Source organism: Armatimonadota bacterium, assembly GCA_037138755.1.
Classification (GTDB): domain Bacteria; phylum Armatimonadota; class Fimbriimonadia; order Fimbriimonadales; family Fimbriimonadaceae; genus Fimbriimonas.
Genome location: JBAXHT010000004.1, coordinates 108,154 through 127,077, shown reverse-complemented (window position 1 = coordinate 127,077; position 18,924 = coordinate 108,154). Strand labels below are relative to the sequence as shown.

Sequence of the window (18,924 nt, the reverse complement as noted above, 5' to 3'; positions counted from 1 at the left end):
GGGATGTTCGGCGCAAAGTTGCGGTTCTTTAGGGTGCATTACTAGGTTCAAATCAGCCATACTGTCTAGGTGCCAGGAATCTCCGAGACTCCACCAATCCGGGCAATTTTGTTCGATGTTGATGGCACCCTTGTCGATTCGGTAGCCATGATCGTGGCCGGCCTCGGCGATACCTACGAAAAGTTCACTGGCTCTCGTCCTTCCGACGCAGAGATCATCGCCCTCATCGGCACCCCTCTTGTTGCGCAGATGAAGCTCTTTGGGTTAAACCCAGATGAAGCTCAGCTCAAAGAGCTTTGTGACTACACGATTCAGCAGTACGGCATACACCAAGATCTCGAAACGGAGTTCGATGATGCAACCCGTGCACTGATCAAGGCCAAGGAAAACGGCGTCAAAACCGCTTTGGTCACCAGTCGCAACGCGGTCGAGGTGGAAATCCTCGCTCAACACTTTAGCGGATGGAGCGCGGCGGATACGGCCGTCAGTGCATCCGATGTCGTCAACCCAAAACCTAGCCCAGACCCCGCCCTGCTCGCCATTGAGCGGCTCGGAGTCAGCGCAGAAAACGCCATCATGATTGGCGATTCAGTTTTTGATCTTCGTTGCGCCCGGGGAGCTGGTCTCCGTTCGGGTGCTGTCCTGTACGGTGCTGGCAAAAAGGAAGACCTCCTCGCCGAAACCCCAGACTACGTCTTTACAACCCCAACAGACCTATTGGATTGGGTCTGCAACCTAATAGAGCAACACCATGCCACGGAAGAAAACCACTCCTGTCGAACAGATTTCTGAAATAACCCCGGTAGCCGCAAGCGAAATCGCACCAAGCGCACCCAAGACCGTTAAAAAGCCCGCTGCTAAGCGAGTCGCAAAGCCAAAAGTTGAAGAGACTCCGCTTGCGGCTACTGCACTTCCCGAAATTCGCCAAAAGGTCGAAGTTGCACCCGTGCGAAAGAAGCTCGGTAAGCCGAAGACCGAAGTGTCTTTGGCCGCGCTTGTTGAAGAGCACGCGGAAGCTACCAGCGATATCGCCGAAGAACTTCAATCGCTGATTAGCGAAGATGTTTCCCTGGCCTTCCGGCCCCGCCGAGCGGTTCCGGCTGTTGCGGTCGTCGAAGACGAACCTACTCCAGTCGCTAAACCTGAGCGAAAGCCCGCGCCAAAGAAGCCAGCAGAGCCAGATAACTGGGACGAAGAACTACCGATCCCCGTTTTTCGAGCGAGAGAAGGCGCCCCTATCGAGCGTGAAGCTCGACCGGAGCGAGAAGCTAGACCCGAACGCGGACGACGTCAGCGCCCTGAGCGCGAGCGCCAAGAAACTGAGCGTGCGCCACGGGTGGCACGAGAAGCTGAGGAGACGAGAGCTCCGCGCCAAGAGCGTGACAGAGACGACCGGGAAGAATCGCGACCGCTAGTTGAATTTGAACCCACAGAAGTGATTGAGTTTGACGACTTGGTCGTGAAGATGCGAACGATCTCGGAGGACGCTCCAAAGCCGGAACCGAAGCAAATTCGGACGAAGATCAGCGAGCGTGAACCATCGCCGAAGCCAGATCTAAAGGCGAAGCCAGAGAAGACAATTCTTCCTCCGCGAGCCTTGATCGACATCCCTGCCGATGCACCGCAGGTTGTTGTTCGTGAAGGGCTGCCGACCCTCGTTCGAGACCACAAGGTTTATCCGAACCTCTGGTTCTACGCCCAGCCGCAGGACGCATCAAGAATCGAGACAATCCTCGATGAAGTCAAGCAAGCCGCCGAAGCGGGGCTTGAGGTGTTTGCGCTTGGGTTCGATGCAACCTGCGACGAGCACCATTTCTCTGCAATCTCAACTCAGATCGTTCAACTGACCAAAAAGATCGCTGGTATCACCCGCAACGCTCAGGTGATGGTTCACCTGAATCTTTGTGCAGCCAAAGGGTGGGAAATTGACTTCCCTGAGGCAGTCTATCGCGATCGGCGCAACGACCTCTCGGAGCCGAGTCTCAGTGATGACAAGTACTGGAAGCACGTCGAAACGCTGCTTCGGAACATGGTTGCATCAATTCAGAACGAAGGAATCGCTGATAACTTCCTCGGAATAGAACTTGACCGGGACAACTGGCTGATCGCCGAAGCTCAGGGATTCGACATTTCTCTTGCGAGCAAGCGTAAATTCCGCGAATGGGTTCGTGAGCGGTACCAGGGCGACGAAGTTCTTCTTCGTGCTTCCTGGTTCGATGGAACTGCATCGTTCGACTCCATCCGCATTCCCGACTTCAACACCGACGGACTCAAAGATCAGCGGCTTATCCGATCCGACAGACGAGAGCGGGCAATTGTTGACTACAACCTTTTCCTGAGCGACATCACTGTTCACCGTCTTGCTGATCTTTCCTACGCTGTCAAAGAAGCTTCCGGAGGAAGGTTCCTGGTGGGAGTCCGTTACGGGCTCTCATTGGAGAACACCTATCCAACAAGTGGGCAACTTGCCCTCGGAAAGGTATTGCGAACCCCAGAGATTGACTTTGTCTCAGCGGCGCCGTCCTACAAGGATCGCACCCCAGGCGGAGTCGCCAGTTTCACGCTGCCGATTGACTCGGTGGTTCTGAATGGCAAATTGGCCGTCACCCTTGAGGACTTTAAGACATCCCTTGCCAACCGCCCTGAGCCGGATACTCACAATCCGGTCATGCGCACTCCTCAGGCTCTGGAAAGTGTTCACTTGCGCGGCCTGGGTGCCGCGTTGGCTCATGGAACGGGCATCAATTGGAGCGACCAATGGGGCAACGGTTGGCTGACGACTAACTCGGTTTGGACCCGGGCCAAGACCCTCCGCCAAACCCTCGTCCGTGCCATGGCAGCAAACCCTTCTGAGCCGGATGTCGCCGTGTTCATCGACGAGCGAACCATGGGTTACCTCATGGGAACCAAGCCATTCACCAACCTCGTCCGCTCTGTCCGTGAGTCGGTTCTTCGGGCAGGCGTCAGCGTCGGCTTCTACCTCCTGAGCGATCTCACTCACCGCGAAAAATTCCCAGAGAGCAAGGTCTATCTGTTCCTGAACGCATGGGATATCCGGTCCGATCTGCGCTCAGCGATTAAGCAGCGACTCCACCGGGACGGCAAGCTCCTCGCTTGGTTCTACACCGCTGGCGTCTTTGACTCTGGCCGCGAAACGCTAGAGCGAGCTCGTGAAGTGACCGGAATTGCGATCAAGCCTCAGCCGATCTTCAGCAAGGCTGGAACTCAGGTTCTGGACCGCCGAAATCCGATTGCCCAGGCTTTCCCAAACGCCTCTATCTCGACGGATACCATCGTCGAACCGACCTACTTCGCAATTCCTGAAGAAGGTTCGGTCTTGGGTGAATACATCCAAACGGGGCTTCCGAGCCTCGTGGTTAAAGACAACGTCGGCGACGAGACTGGAGCTAAGTGGACCAGCGTCTTCCTCGGCGAGCCGGTTTGTAATCCGGCCCTCATTCGCGCACTCGCCCAAAAGGCGGGAGCCCACGTCTACAGCTTCTCCGATGACGTGGTTCACGTCCGCGCTCCATTCCTTACAGTTCACTGCTGTGGCGATGGTCAGCGAACCATCACTCTCCCCGGAAAGTGGAGTGCCTACAACCTTCAGACCGGAGATTGGGCGGTCGTTGATTCCAACTCGTTGCGGTTCACTGCAGCCGATGGAACGACATTGAACTTCCTCATCGGCCCAACCGATGAAGTGCGACGAATTCTTGAAGCTGACCCAAGGCAACTGCTCCATATGGCAGAGCTTCCGGAGCGCGAGTCAAATGTTCGCATCGACGTCAGCACGTTTGATGTTCCCATCATGCGACTCGACGAGTGGTCTAACGGAACGGACTCTAGCGAGGACGTTGGTATTGACGACTGGTACCTGCAAAACCACGACGACGATTACCAAGAGGACGCATCGCTCGCCCCTGGCACGATACAGACTTCAACAGGGCGTCGACGCCAAGGGCGAAACCGACGCGAGCGGAAGCTCACGCTTGCCGAGCAAGTGGACTTCGATCCAACTGGTGAAGAGAAACTTAAGGAAGATGGCCACGGCGTTGAGATAGATATTCTCTTCAGGAAGAGGGACTAAGCCATGGCGCACAAATTCGGACACGTCGCCGTCGTCGGTAAACCTAATGTCGGCAAAAGCACTCTGATCAACCTGATCACAGGGCATAAGGTGAGCATTGTCAGCAGCAAGCCCCAGACTACGCGGCGACGCGTCATGGGGATTGTTTCGAAGCCTGAGTATCAGATCGCCTTCATCGATACTCCGGGAATCCACGAGCCAATCAACCGCCTTCAGCGAGCGATGGTGGAGCAAGCGCGAGGTGCGTTGGACGGAATCGATGCAATCTTGGTCGTCGTCGATTCGGCTTCGAGACCGGATGAGATCGAGCAATCCATCGCCCGTCTCGTCAAACAGCACAAAGAAGTTCCTGTCGTTCTCTGTCTGAACAAAATGGATCACCTCAAAGCGGAGCATGTGGTGCGACATGTTGAGGAGTACACCGAGCTGTTTGGCACCGAGGAGTACATGATGACCATTGCGACGAAAAACGAGAACGTCGACAAGCTCATCGATATTCTGCTTTCTCACTTGCCGGAACGAGCTCCTTTCTATCCAGAAGATGAGTTCACGGATCAATCTGCTCGCTTCCTTGCCGCGGAATACGTTCGTGAAAAGATCCTCATCAAAACTCGTCAGGAAGTTCCTCATGCCACGGCCGTTGTGGTGGAGTCTTGGGAGGACGAAGGCAATCTCACCAGGATTTCGGCGACGATCATCGTCGACAAGACTTCCCAACGCCCAATCATGCTCGGTAAAGCCGGAGCATTCATCAAAGAAATCGGAACCCAAGCTCGGGTTGAGCTAGAGGAGATGCTTGGCAACAAGGTCTTCCTCGAACTTCATGTTAAAGTCCAAGAAGGATGGCGACAGAACCCTAGGATTCTTCATGAACTCGAGTACGACGGCTAGAGGGTCTCTCGTTTTTCGCTGTTCGTTTATCGAAGCGATCAACCGTGGGGCATACTGTCTTAACCATGTTGATCGCCGGAATCGCTCTTTCCTCGTTGTTGGTTGCCACACCAGGTAGACAACAGCCAAATATGCAAGCGATTCCCAGGTTCGCTGATGGGATGGCGGAGATCGTTCCCGCCTTCGCTGAACCAAAGGATTGGATCCGAGAATATCTTTGGGTCGAAACTGAGTTCGATTCCGATCAAGACGGCAAGAAGGATCGAGTTTTCGTCAACGTCACTCGACAAAAGCAGACTGAAACTCAAGGGTTGAAGGTTCCAGTAATCTACCACTCTTCGCCCTACTTTGCCGGAACTTCAGATGGAGTCTCCGACCTCTGGGACGTGAAGCAAGAAGTTGGAACTGCACCCCCTCCCCGCACCCAGCACCCGAACGTCAAATACGACCCAAACCGCACCGTGATCTCTAACTCAATGGTCCGGGAGTGGATTCCTCGTGGGTTTGCCATCGTTCACTCGGAAGCACCCGGCACGGGACGATCTACCGGAGCCGTCACCATCGGAGCCGTACCTGAAAGATTCGCTCCGAAAGCCGTAATCGACTGGCTGTGTGGCCGGGCCAGGGGCTACAAATCAATCGACGGCACTGAGCAAGTGTTCGCCAAATGGTGTACGGGGAAAGTTGGAATGATGGGCACTTCGTACGAAGGCACACTTCCGATTGCCGCCGCAACCACCGGAGTAAAGGGGCTTGAAGCCATCATTCCGGTTTCTCCAAACACATCCTACTATCACTACTACCGCTCTAACGGTCTCGTTCGAAGTCCTGGAGGCTATCTGGGAGAAGATATTGACTCACTATTTGATTTCGTGAGCAGCGGGGATCCCGCGTTGCGACCTGCGGGGATCAGACTTTACCGGGATGGTCTGTTCGCCAAGAATCAAGACCGAACGACGGGGGACTACAACTCGTTTTGGGCAGACCGAGACCTGTTGCAGTTTGCGAAGAACATCAAATGCGCTGTCCTCATGGCGCACGGCTTTAATGACTGGAATGTTGTTCCTGAGCACGCTGTTCGGATCAGCGAAGCGGTTAAGGGTAGGGTGCCCCTGGTGCAGTACTTCCACCAAGGTGGACACGGTGGCGATCCTCCGTTCGAGATGCAGAACAAGTGGTTTTCTCGGTTCCTGTATGGATTAGATAACGGGATCGAAAAGGGACCGAAGGCGTACATCATGCGTGAGCAAACTCCACGACGTGGTGCTCCGACTCCCTACCCGGATTATCCAAATCCGTTGGCTAAACCTGTTTCGCTCTACCCGGATGGAAAGTCTCTCGACATGGTGCCTGCGGCGGTTGGATCAAAGGGAGAACTCACCGATGATGTCGCGTTCGGACCTCCAGCCCTGGCGAAGGCCGAAGCGTCCCTAAACCGTTTGCTGTTCGCTACTTCGGAGCTGAAGGCTCCCCTTCACATTTCCGGGACGCCTAAGATCACGATTCGAGTCGCGTCTAGCAAACCAGCAGCGAATCTATCCGTCTACTTGGTCCAGCTTCCGTGGATTGAGGGCGGACCGATGCTCACGAACATCATCACCCGTGGCTGGGCCGACCCGCAGAACGCTAAGTCTTTGCGTAAGGGAGGCAGCTACCAGAGCATGGAGCGAGGAACTCCGCTCAAACCAGGCGAGTTTGTGGATCTCACCTTTGACCTCCAACCCGACGATCAAGTGATTGCTGCTGGACGAAAAATCGGCTTGATGATTTTCTCAAGCGATCGAGAGTTCACCCTTTGGCCAAAGGCGGGAACGAAGTTGACCGTTGATCTTGCGGCGACCCGCTTGAGTTTGCCCGTCGTTGGGGGCTCTTCTGGATATGAGACGGCCCTCGGCGGCAATCCCGGCGGATGGATTTTTGATGGACTATTCGCCAATCGACTGTGAGTTCCACGATGTTCTTGAGCACCATGCCGTGCTCAAGAACAGAGTCGCCTTGACAGTTAAGGTTGGCGACGGTTCGCACGAGCTGATTGGCGTCATATCAGACTTCACGATTGAATCGGGAGTTGAGTTTCTGATCCTTTCCGACCATCGTGAATCGATCCGATTGGATGATGTCATTTCCTGCCAGCTAGCCCCCAAAGCTACGCCGTGAACCATTCCAAGTTATTGGCGACCATCTCTGGATGCCAGTCATGGCCATGGTCGTACTCGATGAGCTTTCGCTGGCCCGTCAGCGAGTTGTACGCTGCACGAACGGTATCCGGCCGGCAGGCGGGGTCCTTCAGGCCCAGGCTGACCTGAGTGGGCACTGTGCAGTGCTCGGCTTGGAATGCCGTGTCGAAGTAGCTGAGAGTATGGAGGACACGGGCTTCGCCAACAGGAATCGTATCCATGAAGTCCTTAACTTCTTTAAGCGGGTATCGGTAGACACTGTTCAAAAGGGTGTTGCCGATGGTGCTGAGGAAAGGCATGTCTGCGCAGACGCGCTTGATGATGGGATTCCATGCCCCTTGCCAGATGCTGATGCCGCCGCCTTGGGACATTCCGGATACGCCGATATGATCTGCGTCGACGTGAACTTGGGCTTGCAGAATCCGAGAAGCGATCACCGCATCTTGGAACATTCTCCGGAACACCCAAGTTTCTGGCTCGTCGGCACCCTGAGAGAAGTATCCGCGCTCAAGCGAGTATGACTCTTGATGGAAGGGGCCCTCGCCATGAAAATTAAAACTGAGCGAGACCATGCCTGGTCGCGTCCCATATTGATCCGGGAGCTTGGATTCTCGGCCGTAGGGAGGCAGCCATAGAAATGATCTTAGGCTCCTTGCGCCCTCTGGGTACGCCAGCCATCCGTATTTTAGGGCGCCATCAATTCCCTCGAAAGCAAAAGTGTCAACCTGGTGAGTCTCGGTTTCGGTAGTTTGGAACTGCCAGTCAACGACCTTCAGAGGATGGTGAAGGGCCTCGTGGGTTGCGTTATGCCAGAAGGCTTCGAAGTCTTCAGGTTTCTCGTAAGGGAGTTCAATCATTTCGGAAGCCTCGCTCAACATCGTTGGCGGCGGACAATGTTGAGCGCTACTGTCAGGCGCCGACAGCGCGGCTGAGCGCTTCGACATGAAGACCAGTGGTCATCAGCCAAGCAATTGTTCGCTGGATGTCTTCGACTTCTCCGCTCAGATCGACCTGCATGTAACCGAAGTCGGCGTCGATGTTGGCCTTGACGATGCTCACCTTTACGTTGAAGTCTCGACTGATCCGCCAAATCCAAGGCTCAGAAACTTGATCTGCATTTGCGGAAAGGTTCACTAGAACGGAGGTCATCTTGAGTGGAATTGTACCCCTCGCCTGTTATAATCCACATAGATATGAACCAGAGGCTTTTTGTCTTCGATACGACCCTGCGCGATGGTGAGCAGAGTCCCGGAGTTCGGCTATCCCTTCCTCAGAAACTTGAGATCGGGCATCAGTTGGTACGACTTGGAGTAGACATCATCGAAGCTGGCTTCCCCATCTCGTCCCCTGGCGACTTCGAAAGTGTACACACTCTGGCAAGCGAGCTTAAAGGAGTAACAATCTGCGGACTTACGCGGGCACGTCAAAAAGACATCGAAGTAGCCGCTGAAGCCCTCGCCCCTGCGGAGAGGAGAAGAATCCACACCGGGCTCGGAGTTTCGCAAAACCACCTCGATAATAAACTCCGAATGACCAAGGAGCAGGCGTTGGAGACCGGGGTCAACGCAGTTAAATGCGCTCGACAGTTCACTGACGATATCGAGTACTTCATGGAAGACTCCGGCCGCGCAGATCGGGACTACGTTTACAAGGTTGTCGAAGAAGTCATCAAAGCCGGAGCTACCACGATCAACGTTCCAGACACAACCGGTTACGCCTACCCCGACGAATACCGCGATCTCATGGCAGGAATCCTTAACAACGTTCCGAACGCCGACAAGGCGATTTTGAGCTGCCACTGTCATAACGACCTGGGTATGGCGACCGCGAACACCGTTGCTGGCGTTATGGGCGGGGCCCGTCAGGTTGAGGTCACCATCAACGGTATCGGCGAACGAGCAGGAAACACCGCGCTGGAGGAAGTTGTGATGGCATTGTACGTCCGCCGCGACGTTCTTGACATCGCCACGAGAATCGATACCACCCAACTGTTGGTCACTTCTAGGCTCGTTTCTCAACTCACCGGAATGCTTGTTCAACGTAACAAGGCCGTCGTCGGAGCAAATGCCTATGCACACAGCTCGGGTATCCACCAAGACGGAGTCCTCAAGGATCGATCCACCTACGAGATTATCGACCCTTCGTTGGTCGGAGCAGCGAAAAGCGAGATCATTTTAACGGCTCGTTCCGGTCGACACGGCTTGAAGCATCGCCTCCAAGAACTCGGATACGAATTCACTCCTGAGCGATTCGAGCAGATCTACTCGAAGTTCTTAGAAATGGCGGATACCTTATCCGAAGTTGGCGACGAGCACCTGAGAGAGCTAGTGGCTAGTTGATTGAAATCGCACTTGTTGATGCTTTTGCACACCTGCCGTTCACCGGAAACCCGGCCGGGGTTTGCCTTCTTGATGATCCGCTGGACGAAGTGTTGATGCAGAACATTGCGATGGAAATGAACCAAGCGGAGACCGCATTTTGCTGGCCCGAGGGCTCAGGATTCCGGCTGCGCTGGTTCACGCCAACGGTTGAAGTTGAACTCTGTGGCCACGCCACACTGGCAACTGCTCACCGGCTATTTGAGACCTCGGGAGCTACAACATTTCGATTTCAGACCTTGAGCGGAGAACTCCGCGTCACGAGAAGTGAGAAGGAGTACCACCTGGAGTTTCCTGCCTTTCTCGTGGCTCCAGAAGGTCTCCCAAACGATGTTCCAGGTTTAGACAATGCTCTTTTCGTTGGGTCCACTGGGCTGGATTGGCTTGTCCAACTTGACACAGAAAAGGCAGTCAGGGAGTTTCAGCCAGATCTTGCGGCGATTGCCAGTATCGGAAAACGGGCTCTGATGGTTACAGCGCCAGGCTCAAATGGGACTGATTTCGTTTCTCGTCTCTTCGGACCAAATGTCGGAATCGCCGAAGACCCAGTCACCGGATCTTCTCATTGCGCACTCGCACCCTATTGGAGCAAAAAGATTGGCAAAGCCGAAATGCTCGGATACCAAGCCTCTCGGCGCGGAGGCTTCGTACGATGCCAGTGGAGCGGGGGAGACCGCGTCACGCTGATCGGTCAGGCGAAAACAGTTCTCGTCGGGCATTTAACAATTTGATAAAGTCAGAGCAAGACTTCCAAAATAGAGTTGCTGATTTCGTAAACGGTGAGAAGACCGGAGCCATACAGGCTTGAAGTACAAAGAAACTTCATGCCTATCCTCTCAGCAACATTCCTCGACTTCAGATGACTTGGCAAACATCTGGCGAGGATCCGGCGAAGACCCAGCTTCGTACCAAACAGATACTGAATGAATCCACGCGCAGATTCGGTGGCATATCCATTCCCCCAATACGCTCGCGCAAGAATCCAAGTGATCTCATACTCGCCACTTGCGCGATTTTGATCGTCTTCCAGTTCCCGAAAACTGAGCGAACCAATCAATCGGCTATTCGATTTCAACGTAATCGCGTAGTGTTCTGGAAAGCATTGAGAGTTCTCCACCTCACACAGAACAAGCTCCAACGCCTCTTTAGATTTGAGAACCCATCCATCATTTCGAAAGGTTCGCATCACGACGGGATCACTAAAAATGCTGAAAGCAGCCTCCGCATCGGTATGCTTCCAAACGCGAACCCGGAGCCGTTCCGTTTCAAAGATGAAGTCGTCCTTCATGATCCTATAAAAACATTTTTGGCAATAACTTAGAGAACAAGATGATAGATGGTGCTCAATCCTCCGCAAGAATACGAGTTCGCTATGGCGAAACCGATCAAATGGGGCACGCGTATTACGCGAACTACTTGTATTGGTTCGAGCAGGCGCGCGGAGAGTGGTGTCGTGATCGAGGTTTTGCCTACAAGGAGCTCGAAACAATGGGCTACTTCTTGCCGGTCGTCGAGGTGCACGCTCGCTACAAAGGAGAAGTCAAATACGACGACTGGATCGAAGTTCGAGTCTGGATGAGCGAGGTTAAGCGGGCCGCAATGAGGTTCGACTACTCCGTGCTCAACGAGTCAACGGGACTCGTGTCCACCGAAGGTTACACTTGGCACGTTCTAATGGGTTCGCAGCGGAAGGCTGTTTCCATTCCTCCCGTCATTCGAGAAATGCTTGAGCGAGAGAGAGTTGGAGGCTAGAAGTCGAAAAACTTCCGACTTCCAACCTCCAACTTCCAACTTAGACTGCCGCGCTGGTGCGCTGAATGACGCTTTCGATAAACGCAGCATTGTTCGGAGTTCGCTTGATGAGCTTGATGAACTGCTCGGTGGCTTCCATCGAGTTCTGCTCTTTCGCCATCAATCGGCGAAGCTGAACCACACCTTGGTAGATGTTCGGGTTGAACAACAGTTGCTCTTGTCGAGTTGAGGATCGACGAACATCGATAGCTGGCCAGATGCGGCGCTCCGAGAGTTCCCGATCGAGAATGATCTCGCTATTACCGGTTCCCTTCAGTTCTTCAAAGATGGATTCGTCCATCTTTGAACCGGTGTCCACCAGAACCGAAGCGATGATCGTGAGCGACCCGCCCTCTTCAATGTTGCGCGCAGCTCCGAAGAACCGGCGAGGTCGATACAAGGCCGAAGGATCTAGACCACCCGTGAGAGTTCGTCCGGAAGGGTTTATGGTGAGGTTAGACGCCCTCGAAAGGCGAGTCAACGAGTCGAGCATGATGACGACGTCACGGCCGCTCTCCACGAGTCGCTTGGCTTGCTCCATGCAGAGTTCAGCAACCCGCATGTGGTTCTCGGCAGGCTCGTCGAAGGTCGAGGAGATGACCTGTCCGCGAACCGATCGGCGCATATCTGTCACCTCTTCCGGTCGCTCATCAACCAAAAGAACCATCAAAAAGACTTCCGGGTGATTGGCGGCGATTGCGTTGGCAATCGACTTCATCATCGTCGTCTTTCCAGCCTTCGGCGGTGAAACGATGAGCGCGCGCTGGCCCTTTCCGATCGGAGAAATTAGATCGACGATTCGCGTTGGAATATTGTCTGGACTGGTTTCCATGACGAGCCTTTCGTCAGGGAAAAGTGGCGTCAGCTCGTCGAAGTTCTTACGAGCCTTCGCGGTAAATGTGGTGATTCCTTGGTTGTTGACTGATTCAACTCGGAACAAGCCTCGGTATCGCTCGCCTTCTTTCTGGGGCTTGCAGAGTCCAAACACGATATCCCCACCGCGCAGATTGAGTTTCTTGATCAGCGTCTGGCCTACATAGGTGTCTTCGGGAGAGGGTTGGTAGGTGTCCTTACGAAGGAAGCCCCATCCGTCGTTCATGATCTCGAGGATCCCCTTTGCGTAGACGGCTTCTTTGTCAGCATTGACCTTGACGAGGAGGGCTTCGATGACCTCGTACTTGAGGAGGTCGGCGGAAATCTTATGCTTCTTAGCGAGCTTGAGGAGCTCAGCCGGGGGCATGTCGTCGTAATGACTAAAATCGGTCTCCGGCAGCAGTTCCGGATCGATCTGCATGTCGCCTTTTGGCAGACCCTCGGTGGAGTTGCCGCGAGGTCCGCGACGGCGACGATTTTGGTTATTGTTTCCACCAGCGGCACCTGCGCCCTGGCGTTGTCGAAATGTAGGGTTCATAGACGTATATCAGTCCGTTGAGTGGGATAAGGGGGATTCACCGTTCGAATCTCGAAGAGATTAATCTTGGTGGTAGACAGCGATGTAAGGCAAGTTGCGATACCGCTCGTCGTAATCTAACCCATATCCTACCACAAATTTGTCAGGAATTTCGAAGCCCAAGAATTCTGCATCCACTTCCACGATCCGCGCTTCCGGCTTGCTCAGCAAAGTGCAAATTTGAAGAGACCTTGGCCTTCGCACTGTGAGAAGCTCGCGAAGGTGAGAGAGAGTTCGTCCGGTGTCGAGAATGTCTTCGACGATCACCACGTCACGATCTTCGATCGAACTGTCGAGGTCCTTCTTGATTTGAACGATTCCTGAGCTCGCCATTTCTCCGTGCCAGCTACTAACTTGCATGAATTCGAGTTGGCATTCTCGATCCAACGCCCAGAGCGCTCGAGAAAGGTCGGAAAGGAAGTGAACGGAGCCTTTAAGGATTCCTAAGAGGATGATCGGCTGGTCGCTACTGGGAATGGAGACGGAAATATCTGCGGCCATCTCCTTTGTTCGGCGGGCCACATCGGCTTCGGAGATCAGGACCTCAAGACTCACCCTGTTAATTTACCTTGGAACTCCCAAGTTCAAACCGGGTACTAATATGGGGATGGGATGCTTAATACCGGCGATGATTGCCGCACAAACTTGGGCGTCCTACGGTAAGTTCCCTCCTCCGGTTGCACCATTCACCAACGCTTCCCTCCCGTCAGGAATGGCCGAAGTAAAAATGATTTTCCCGGTCGTTGGCCGGTGTGATTGGAGGAATAATTACAACGAAAGTCGGGGCTCATTTAGGCACACAGGTGTCGATATTCGTGCTCGAAAGATGACACCGGTCGTCGCGCCCTTCGATGGAACGTTCGGTAAGAAAGTGAACTCTTTTTGGATCTACGGGGAAGGGGATTATAAGTGCCTGGGAACCCATCTGAACAACGACTCTCCTGGAACGGGCGATAACCGATCCGACCCCGATTTCATGTTCTGTCCGATTCTGCGCCACGGGGACCGAGTGAAAGCGGGGCAGCTCATCGGCTATGTCGGGGACTCGGGGAAGGCAACGGGCCCTCACTTGCACTTTGAACTGCATTCTTCCAAAGGACTTAGGAATCCAACCCGGGCGTTGCAAGGGGCAACGAAAGTGATTACGCCGCTCTCGGAGATTCCGCGCCAGGAAGACAAGCCAGACCCGATGCAAGAACGGTTCGAGGTGTGTCGCCGAAACTGGGTAGCCGAAACAGGTGTTTTCTACGGGATTCTGTATGCGAAGCAGTTTGATACCGGACGTGTCCTAGTGAACACAGTCCCCCGTTTCGTGACGTTTAAGTTTCCCAAGGAGCTTGTTAATCTCACCGATCCCTCACAGTGGTCAATGGATCGAACGGCTTCGATCTACTTCGTCCGTGAAGGGGATAATGTTCGGGTCGTCAAAGTCGTTCCTCCAGTTGATTGACACTCAGGGTTCAACCAGGCATAATGGATCGATGCGATACTTTGTGACGGGTACTGACGGGGTGGAATATGGCCCGGTCGAACTGGCAACTTTGCAGGACTGGGTTCGAGATAATCGGGTCGTTCCGTCATCGAAGATTCGAAACGAGGCAAACGGGATGGTGCTTCAGGCCAGCACAATGCCAGAAGTGTCGAATCTGTTCCCGCCGGCACCTGTGCCCTCGATGGGAACAGTGGCTCCCATGGCAGGTTACGAAGGTCGCCCGAGCTACACACAACCCGACATGACCGCCCAAATGATGCGGAATTACAACGACCAGGGAATGAAGCCGTTTTGGATCACGGTGGGCCTTTCCATCGCAACGCTAGCGGTCGGATTAACCATCGGATTCTTGTCGATCTTCCTCGGATCGTATGCAATCCAAATGGGCTGGAAGGCAAAGGAAGAGGATCAGCAGGGCGGACTTGCTGCATTGGTTATCTCGATTGTCTGTACGGTCATCGCTCTTGGGTTCCGATTCTTCATTGGCCCAATCTTCCGATAATCTCGAATGCCATACGTATTGATCGGAAGGGACGGAAACGAGTATGGGCCGGTGGAGCTTGAGACACTAGTGACATGGGCTGGTGACGGCCGCGTCTTGCCCAGGTCAACCGTGCGAATCACGCCGGGAGGCGAGAGTGTCCTTGCCCACACAATTCCCGAACTTGGCCTCATGGACTTGCCTCCAAAGGCGGCTCAGCCAGAGGCGCAATACGTAGAGTATCCTCGCGCAGCCGATTATCCTCCCGCCAAGCCTTCGAAAGCAGGCCTCGTTTCGATCACCTTTTGGAGCGTACTGTCCGTCAGTTTGATTCTGTTTACCGACGGTTACGGTTATGTCATGGCCTTCCTTGGGATCATCGACATATTCCAGGCGTGGAAGCGCAAAGACGCTTATCTGTTCCAGATCATCACGATCGCTGCAATCGCGATGGTCGTGGCAGTTGCTGGACTTGTCCTGCGCTAACTAAGGCGCAAGCCGGTCAATCTTCCAATCGTTGCCATCTCGCAGATACCGAAATCGGTCGTGAAGGCGAGACGGGCGGCCTTGCCAGAACTCAAAAGTATGGGGTACCAGGCGATATCCACCCCAATGCGCCGGTCGGTCGGAACCCGCCTCGACAACTCGTTGAATCAACTCTTCTCGACTGGAAACGACCTGACTCTGCGGGCTCGCGGCACTCGCCTGCCTGCTTGAAGGTGGCCGTGATTCGAAGTATGCGTCGGACTCTTCTGGAGTCAGTTGCTCCACTTCGCCTTCGATTCGGATTTGTCTTTCGAGGGTTCCCCACCAGAATGTCATTGCGGCGTTCGGGTTTGCGGTGAGATCCTTGCCTTTTCGCGAGAGATAGTTGGTGTAGAACAGCAGACCTTCGTCAACACCCCGCAGCAGAAGCATGCGTCCGGAAGGGCGTCCGTCATGGTCGCTAGTCGAGAGGCAGAATGCATCAGGTTCAACGGCGACATGCTCACGAGCGGTTTGGAGCCATTGCCGAAACAATTCGAATGGGTCTCGAAGTAGATTCTCTCTCCGCAGTTCACCTTTTGTGTAGTCGCTTCGCTCCATGCCGTCTCCAGTATCCTTATACGATGCCCGAGCTGCCAGAAGTTGAAACCGTCCGCCGAGTTTTTGATCGAGTTCTTACTGGGCGACGTATTGTCGACGCCGAGATCGCCGAGGATTCGATCGTGCTGAAGAAGACCCCAGCCGCCGTCGTTCGAGAGGCGGTCGTCGGCAGTACCGTGACCGGAACCGGGCGGATTGGGAAGTATTTCTGGTTGGAACTCGACTCTAATCCTTGGTTGTTCGGGCACCTTGGGATGGCGGGGTGGGTCCGTGAGATCGGCGCTTCGACGATTCGACTGCGGGAGCACGGCCAAGCTCCGATGGAAGACGCCGAGGGCCGACCGAAATTCCTGAAGATGTTGTTGACCGCTGATGATGGTGGTCAAGTGGTGATGACCGACGGTCGGCGACTCGCCCGAATCTGGCTCTGCTCTTCGCCTATGGATGACGCCGCGATTGCAAAACTGGGTCCGGATTGCTATTCAGCACTTCCCTCCCCCAGCGCGATTCTCGATTCGATTTCTCGTCGATCTGCCCCAATCAAGGCTCTGCTACTCGACCAATCGCTCTTTTGCGGAGTCGGAAACTGGATCGCAGATGAAGTGCTCTTCCTCGCCAGAATTCGCCCTTCTCGCCACGGCAAAACTCTGAGTCTCGATGATTGCACTCGGCTCCACGCGGCTTTGAAGGAAGTCATTTCCCTCGCCGTGGAAGTTGGAGCTGACAAAGACAAGTTCCCTCCCTCCTGGCTGTTTCACTACCGATGGGGTGGTGCGAAAGGGGACGACCTGATCGACGGCCAAGCGATCCTCCGGGAACAAATCGGAGGAAGAACGACGGCTTGGGTGCCAAGTCGTCAGGTTTAGAACGCCTTTGGGAGGTCGTTCGCGGCGCCGACGCACTCCCAAAACTCAGAACAAGTGAATCGGGAATCGCTTGGTCAGCTCAATCGTTTTCACCCGGACTGCAGCTAGGCCAGCCGGATCATCGTGAACACGCAGGGTCTGCGCGATTAGCGCAGCGATCTCAGACATTTCCCCTTCCTTCATGCCTCTGGTCGTTACCGCCGGAGTTCCAAGTCGGATTCCCGAGGTCACAAACGGCTTTTCGGGATCAAACGGGATCGAGTTTTTGTTTGTTGTAATCGCGGCTTCGTCAAGCGCGATCTGGGCGATCTTGCCAGTGACCCCGTAAGGGCGAAGGTCGATGAGCATGAGGTGGGAATCGGTTCCGCCGGAGACGACGCGGAAACCCTCTTTCTCCATCGCGGCTGCCAGAGCTTTGGCATTCGCAGCGATTTGCCTCTGATAGTCCTTAAATGACGGCTGAAGTGCCTCACCAAAAGCTATTGCCTTCGCAGCAATCACATGCATTAAAGGGCCACCTTGGATGCCTGGGAACACCGACTTGTCGATCTCCTTGGCATACTGCTCTTTGCACAGGACCATTCCACCACGCGGACCACGAATGGACTTGTGAGTGGTCGAAGTCACGAAGTCGCAGTGTGGAACCGGCGAATCGTAGACACCCGCAGCGATGAGTCCCGAATAGTGAGACATGTCGCACATGTGGAGTGCGCCGACCTCGTCCGCGATCTCCTTGATCTTGGCAAAATCGAACTGCCGAGAGTATGCGGTTGCCCCGCTGACAATCATTTTCGGCTTCGTTTCAAGGGCGGACTTTCGGAATGCGTCGTAGTCGATAACTTCCGACCCTTCGGCAACGCCGTAAGGGACGATGTTGTAGAACATGCCACTAAAATTCACGTGAGAGCCGTGGGTGAGGTGTCCGCCGTGCGCCAAGTTCATCGCCATCAGGGTGTCACCTGGCTTAAGGAAGGCGAAGTAGACCGCCATGTTCGCCTGCGCTCCGCTGTGGGGCTGAACATTGGCATGCTCGGCGCCGTAGAGTTCTTTCACGCGATCAATTGCAAGTTGCTCGATCTCGTCAACAACCTCGCAACCACCGTAATAGCGTTTGCCTGGGTAGCCCTCGGCGTACTTGTCCGTCAAAACCGAACTCATCGCCTCTCGCACAGCAAGAGAAGCAATATTCTCCGAGGCGATCAGTTCAATGTTCTCTTCCTGCCGCCGCTCTTCCTTCTGGATCAGCCCGAAAATCGTTGGGTCTGCTTGCTCGAGGGGAACGCGGTGAGGATGCTGAGGCATTCCTTATTATGGCGTCTATCTCGATTGGGCAACAATGTTCGAAGCCGCTGGATTAACATCCACGTAAACTGGGTTCGGGAGATGTTTCATCATCTCTGCACAGGTTTCGAATTCGTAGCCTTTCGCCCGGATTTCATCGATCATGGGACCCAGCGCCTCGGCAGTGATGGGATTGTCGTGAAGGAGGATTATGGAGCCAGGTTTCAGCTGCTTCAGAACGTATTCTTGAATCAGTTTCGAGGTTATCTTGGGCAGTTTCCGAAGCTCCGGGGTGAGTTCGTAGTCGGGAACAGTGCCCACAAAGTCTTTTGCTCCCATCGTATAGTAAACGAGCACTTCGTTTTTCTGCTTAAGAACGTCAAGGACGGTATCTGAATACCGAGTTCCGGGTGGGCGGAAAAGGGTCATCTTTTTGCCGATGGCATTCTCAACGGCAACATCACAACCATGAATCTGATCAAAAACCTTTTGGCGGCTTAGTTTGTCGAGCCGGACATGGTCGTAGGTGTGATTGCAAATCTCGTGACCACCCTCGACCATCATTCGAACGAGATCAGGATTTCCATCGACTTGCTTGCCTACCAAAAAAAATGCCGCTTTGACATTCTTTTCCTTCAGAACCTCGATCATTCGTTGGCAGGAAACGGGGTGGGGTCCGTCATCAATTGTGAGACACACCGTCTTTCTATCACGATTTCCCTTGAACCAAATTCGACGAGCTGGATCAAAGTAGTCTTTACCCGTGAACCTATCCGCCCAGTAAACCGGGGACATCCCTTTGGAGAGAGCAATCCCCTCTTCGCGACGGATGCGTAGAGCACTGAAAAGCAAACCAGCCGCAAAGATTCCGAAAACCGTTGCGGCTGTAATAAAGATTCCCTTTCTCTGCTTCGGGCGCATGAGCAGGTGGGACTCCGGTT

General features: G+C 54.2%; 20 protein-coding genes. 12 read left to right on the top strand and 8 right to left on the bottom strand.

Going from position 1 to position 18,924, the window contains the following annotated elements:
• Positions 1-69 precede the first annotated feature (69 nt).
• The 5 genes from WCK51_15025 to WCK51_15005 all read left to right on the top strand — a co-directional run bounded on the left by WCK51_15025 (position 70) and on the right by WCK51_15005 (position 7,138).
• Positions 70-792 carry an HAD-IA family hydrolase gene (locus WCK51_15025; GenBank protein ID MEI7578200.1) on the top strand — a complete coding sequence of 241 codons (723 nt, stop codon included), beginning with the start codon at positions 70-72 and terminating at the stop codon, positions 790-792.
• Positions 752-4,090, top strand: a complete 3,339-nt coding sequence (locus tag WCK51_15020) for a hypothetical protein (protein MEI7578199.1) — start codon at positions 752-754, stop codon at positions 4,088-4,090. Before WCK51_15025 ends, WCK51_15020 begins: the two co-directional genes overlap by 41 nt.
• A gap of 3 nt (positions 4,091-4,093) precedes the next feature.
• Entirely contained in the window at positions 4,094-4,981 is an 888-nt protein-coding gene (gene era / locus WCK51_15015; protein MEI7578198.1) for a GTPase Era, read from the top strand.
• A gap of 65 nt (positions 4,982-5,046) precedes the next feature.
• Complete coding sequence (locus WCK51_15010; protein MEI7578197.1) at positions 5,047-6,927, top strand: Xaa-Pro dipeptidyl-peptidase; 1,881 nt, start codon at positions 5,047-5,049, stop codon at positions 6,925-6,927.
• Positions 6,902-7,138, top strand: a complete 237-nt coding sequence (locus WCK51_15005; protein MEI7578196.1) for a hypothetical protein — start codon at positions 6,902-6,904, stop codon at positions 7,136-7,138. Before WCK51_15010 ends, WCK51_15005 begins: the two co-directional genes overlap by 26 nt.
• Here the strand turns inward: WCK51_15005 and WCK51_15000 are convergent.
• Entirely contained in the window at positions 7,128-8,015 is an 888-nt protein-coding gene (locus WCK51_15000) for an acetylxylan esterase (protein ID MEI7578195.1), read from the bottom strand. The two genes, WCK51_15005 and WCK51_15000, sit on opposite strands and share 11 nt — an antisense overlap.
• A 52-nt stretch (positions 8,016-8,067) precedes the next feature.
• The gene (locus WCK51_14995; GenBank protein MEI7578194.1) at positions 8,068-8,307 is read right to left on the bottom strand and encodes an NIL domain-containing protein; all 240 of its coding nucleotides are present in this window, start codon (positions 8,305-8,307) and stop codon (positions 8,068-8,070) included.
• A 44-nt stretch (positions 8,308-8,351) separates the two neighbouring features.
• On the opposite strand from WCK51_14995, the gene WCK51_14990 reads away from it, so the two are divergent.
• Both WCK51_14990 and WCK51_14985 read left to right on the top strand, forming a co-directional pair.
• Positions 8,352-9,497, top strand: coding sequence for a 2-isopropylmalate synthase (locus WCK51_14990; GenBank protein MEI7578193.1), 1,146 nt, complete (start codon positions 8,352-8,354; stop codon positions 9,495-9,497).
• On the top strand, positions 9,494-10,267 hold the full coding sequence (locus WCK51_14985) for a PhzF family phenazine biosynthesis protein (protein ID MEI7578192.1): 774 nt from the start codon (positions 9,494-9,496) through the stop codon (positions 10,265-10,267). The genes WCK51_14990 and WCK51_14985 overlap by 4 nt, the downstream gene beginning before the upstream one ends.
• Positions 10,268-10,272: 5 nt before the next feature.
• Here WCK51_14985 and WCK51_14980 read toward each other — a convergent pair whose 3' ends face one another.
• Positions 10,273-10,824 (bottom strand): GNAT family N-acetyltransferase, encoded by a 552-nt coding sequence (locus tag WCK51_14980; GenBank protein MEI7578191.1) that lies wholly within the window; start codon positions 10,822-10,824, stop codon positions 10,273-10,275.
• A gap of 41 nt (positions 10,825-10,865) precedes the next feature.
• Between WCK51_14980 and WCK51_14975 the strand changes: the two genes are divergently transcribed.
• Positions 10,866-11,288, top strand: a complete 423-nt coding sequence (locus WCK51_14975) for a thioesterase family protein (GenBank protein ID MEI7578190.1) — start codon at positions 10,866-10,868, stop codon at positions 11,286-11,288.
• Between the two features lie 40 nt (positions 11,289-11,328).
• Here the strand turns inward: WCK51_14975 and rho are convergent, their stop codons facing one another.
• Both rho and hpt read right to left on the bottom strand, forming a co-directional pair.
• Entirely contained in the window at positions 11,329-12,738 is a 1,410-nt protein-coding gene (rho, locus tag WCK51_14970) for a transcription termination factor Rho (GenBank protein ID MEI7578189.1), read from the bottom strand.
• Positions 12,739-12,798: 60 nt separating this feature from the next.
• Positions 12,799-13,332: a hypoxanthine phosphoribosyltransferase gene (gene hpt, locus WCK51_14965; GenBank protein ID MEI7578188.1), complete on the bottom strand. Its 534-nt coding sequence runs from the start codon at positions 13,330-13,332 to the stop codon at positions 12,799-12,801.
• 73 nt (positions 13,333-13,405) lie between these two features.
• On the opposite strand from hpt, the gene WCK51_14960 reads away from it, so the two are divergent.
• Genes WCK51_14960 through WCK51_14950 form a run of 3 tightly spaced genes read left to right on the top strand, consistent with a single transcriptional unit; the run spans position 13,406 to position 15,236 of the window.
• Entirely contained in the window at positions 13,406-14,227 is an 822-nt protein-coding gene (locus WCK51_14960) for a M23 family metallopeptidase (protein MEI7578187.1), read from the top strand.
• A gap of 31 nt (positions 14,228-14,258) precedes the next feature.
• Positions 14,259-14,771, top strand: coding sequence for a hypothetical protein (locus WCK51_14955; GenBank protein MEI7578186.1), 513 nt, complete (start codon positions 14,259-14,261; stop codon positions 14,769-14,771).
• A 6-nt stretch (positions 14,772-14,777) separates the two neighbouring features.
• Positions 14,778-15,236: a hypothetical protein gene (locus WCK51_14950; protein MEI7578185.1), complete on the top strand. Its 459-nt coding sequence runs from the start codon at positions 14,778-14,780 to the stop codon at positions 15,234-15,236.
• Here WCK51_14950 and pdxH read toward each other — a convergent pair whose 3' ends face one another.
• On the bottom strand, positions 15,237-15,836 hold the full coding sequence (gene pdxH, locus WCK51_14945) for a pyridoxamine 5'-phosphate oxidase (GenBank protein ID MEI7578184.1): 600 nt from the start codon (positions 15,834-15,836) through the stop codon (positions 15,237-15,239).
• A gap of 23 nt (positions 15,837-15,859) precedes the next feature.
• Here pdxH and WCK51_14940 point away from each other — a divergent pair, with 23 nt between their 5' ends.
• Positions 15,860-16,702, top strand: coding sequence for a DNA-formamidopyrimidine glycosylase family protein (locus WCK51_14940; protein MEI7578183.1), 843 nt, complete (start codon positions 15,860-15,862; stop codon positions 16,700-16,702).
• A 45-nt stretch (positions 16,703-16,747) separates the two neighbouring features.
• Here the strand turns inward: WCK51_14940 and glyA are convergent, their stop codons facing one another.
• Positions 16,748-18,004, bottom strand: coding sequence for a serine hydroxymethyltransferase (gene glyA / locus WCK51_14935; protein MEI7578182.1), 1,257 nt, complete (start codon positions 18,002-18,004; stop codon positions 16,748-16,750).
• Between the two features lie 15 nt (positions 18,005-18,019).
• Positions 18,020-18,904, bottom strand: a complete 885-nt coding sequence (locus WCK51_14930) for a polysaccharide deacetylase family protein (protein ID MEI7578181.1) — start codon at positions 18,902-18,904, stop codon at positions 18,020-18,022.
• Between the last annotated feature and the right edge of the window lie 20 nt (positions 18,905-18,924).

Coding starts and splice junctions, on each gene's coding strand:
- WCK51_14940 (MEI7578183.1), top strand. CDS start 15,860: ATGCCCGAGCTGCCAGAAGTTGAAACCGTCCGCCGAGTTTTTGATCGA.
- era (MEI7578198.1), top strand. CDS start 4,094: ATGGCGCACAAATTCGGACACGTCGCCGTCGTCGGTAAACCTAATGTC.
- WCK51_14950 (MEI7578185.1), top strand. CDS start 14,778: ATGCCATACGTATTGATCGGAAGGGACGGAAACGAGTATGGGCCGGTG.
- WCK51_14995 (MEI7578194.1), bottom strand. CDS start 8,307: ATGACCTCCGTTCTAGTGAACCTTTCCGCAAATGCAGATCAAGTTTCT.
- WCK51_14960 (MEI7578187.1), top strand. CDS start 13,406: ATGATTGCCGCACAAACTTGGGCGTCCTACGGTAAGTTCCCTCCTCCG.
- WCK51_14990 (MEI7578193.1), top strand. CDS start 8,352: ATGAACCAGAGGCTTTTTGTCTTCGATACGACCCTGCGCGATGGTGAG.
- WCK51_14980 (MEI7578191.1), bottom strand. CDS start 10,824: ATGAAGGACGACTTCATCTTTGAAACGGAACGGCTCCGGGTTCGCGTT.
- WCK51_15010 (MEI7578197.1), top strand. CDS start 5,047: ATGTTGATCGCCGGAATCGCTCTTTCCTCGTTGTTGGTTGCCACACCA.
- WCK51_15005 (MEI7578196.1), top strand. CDS start 6,902: ATGGACTATTCGCCAATCGACTGTGAGTTCCACGATGTTCTTGAGCAC.
- WCK51_14955 (MEI7578186.1), top strand. CDS start 14,259: ATGCGATACTTTGTGACGGGTACTGACGGGGTGGAATATGGCCCGGTC.
- glyA (MEI7578182.1), bottom strand. CDS start 18,004: ATGCCTCAGCATCCTCACCGCGTTCCCCTCGAGCAAGCAGACCCAACG.
- WCK51_15000 (MEI7578195.1), bottom strand. CDS start 8,015: ATGATTGAACTCCCTTACGAGAAACCTGAAGACTTCGAAGCCTTCTGG.
- pdxH (MEI7578184.1), bottom strand. CDS start 15,836: ATGGAGCGAAGCGACTACACAAAAGGTGAACTGCGGAGAGAGAATCTA.
- rho (MEI7578189.1), bottom strand. CDS start 12,738: ATGAACCCTACATTTCGACAACGCCAGGGCGCAGGTGCCGCTGGTGGA.
- WCK51_14975 (MEI7578190.1), top strand. CDS start 10,866: ATGATAGATGGTGCTCAATCCTCCGCAAGAATACGAGTTCGCTATGGC.
- WCK51_15020 (MEI7578199.1), top strand. CDS start 752: ATGCCACGGAAGAAAACCACTCCTGTCGAACAGATTTCTGAAATAACC.
- WCK51_14930 (MEI7578181.1), bottom strand. CDS start 18,904: ATGCGCCCGAAGCAGAGAAAGGGAATCTTTATTACAGCCGCAACGGTT.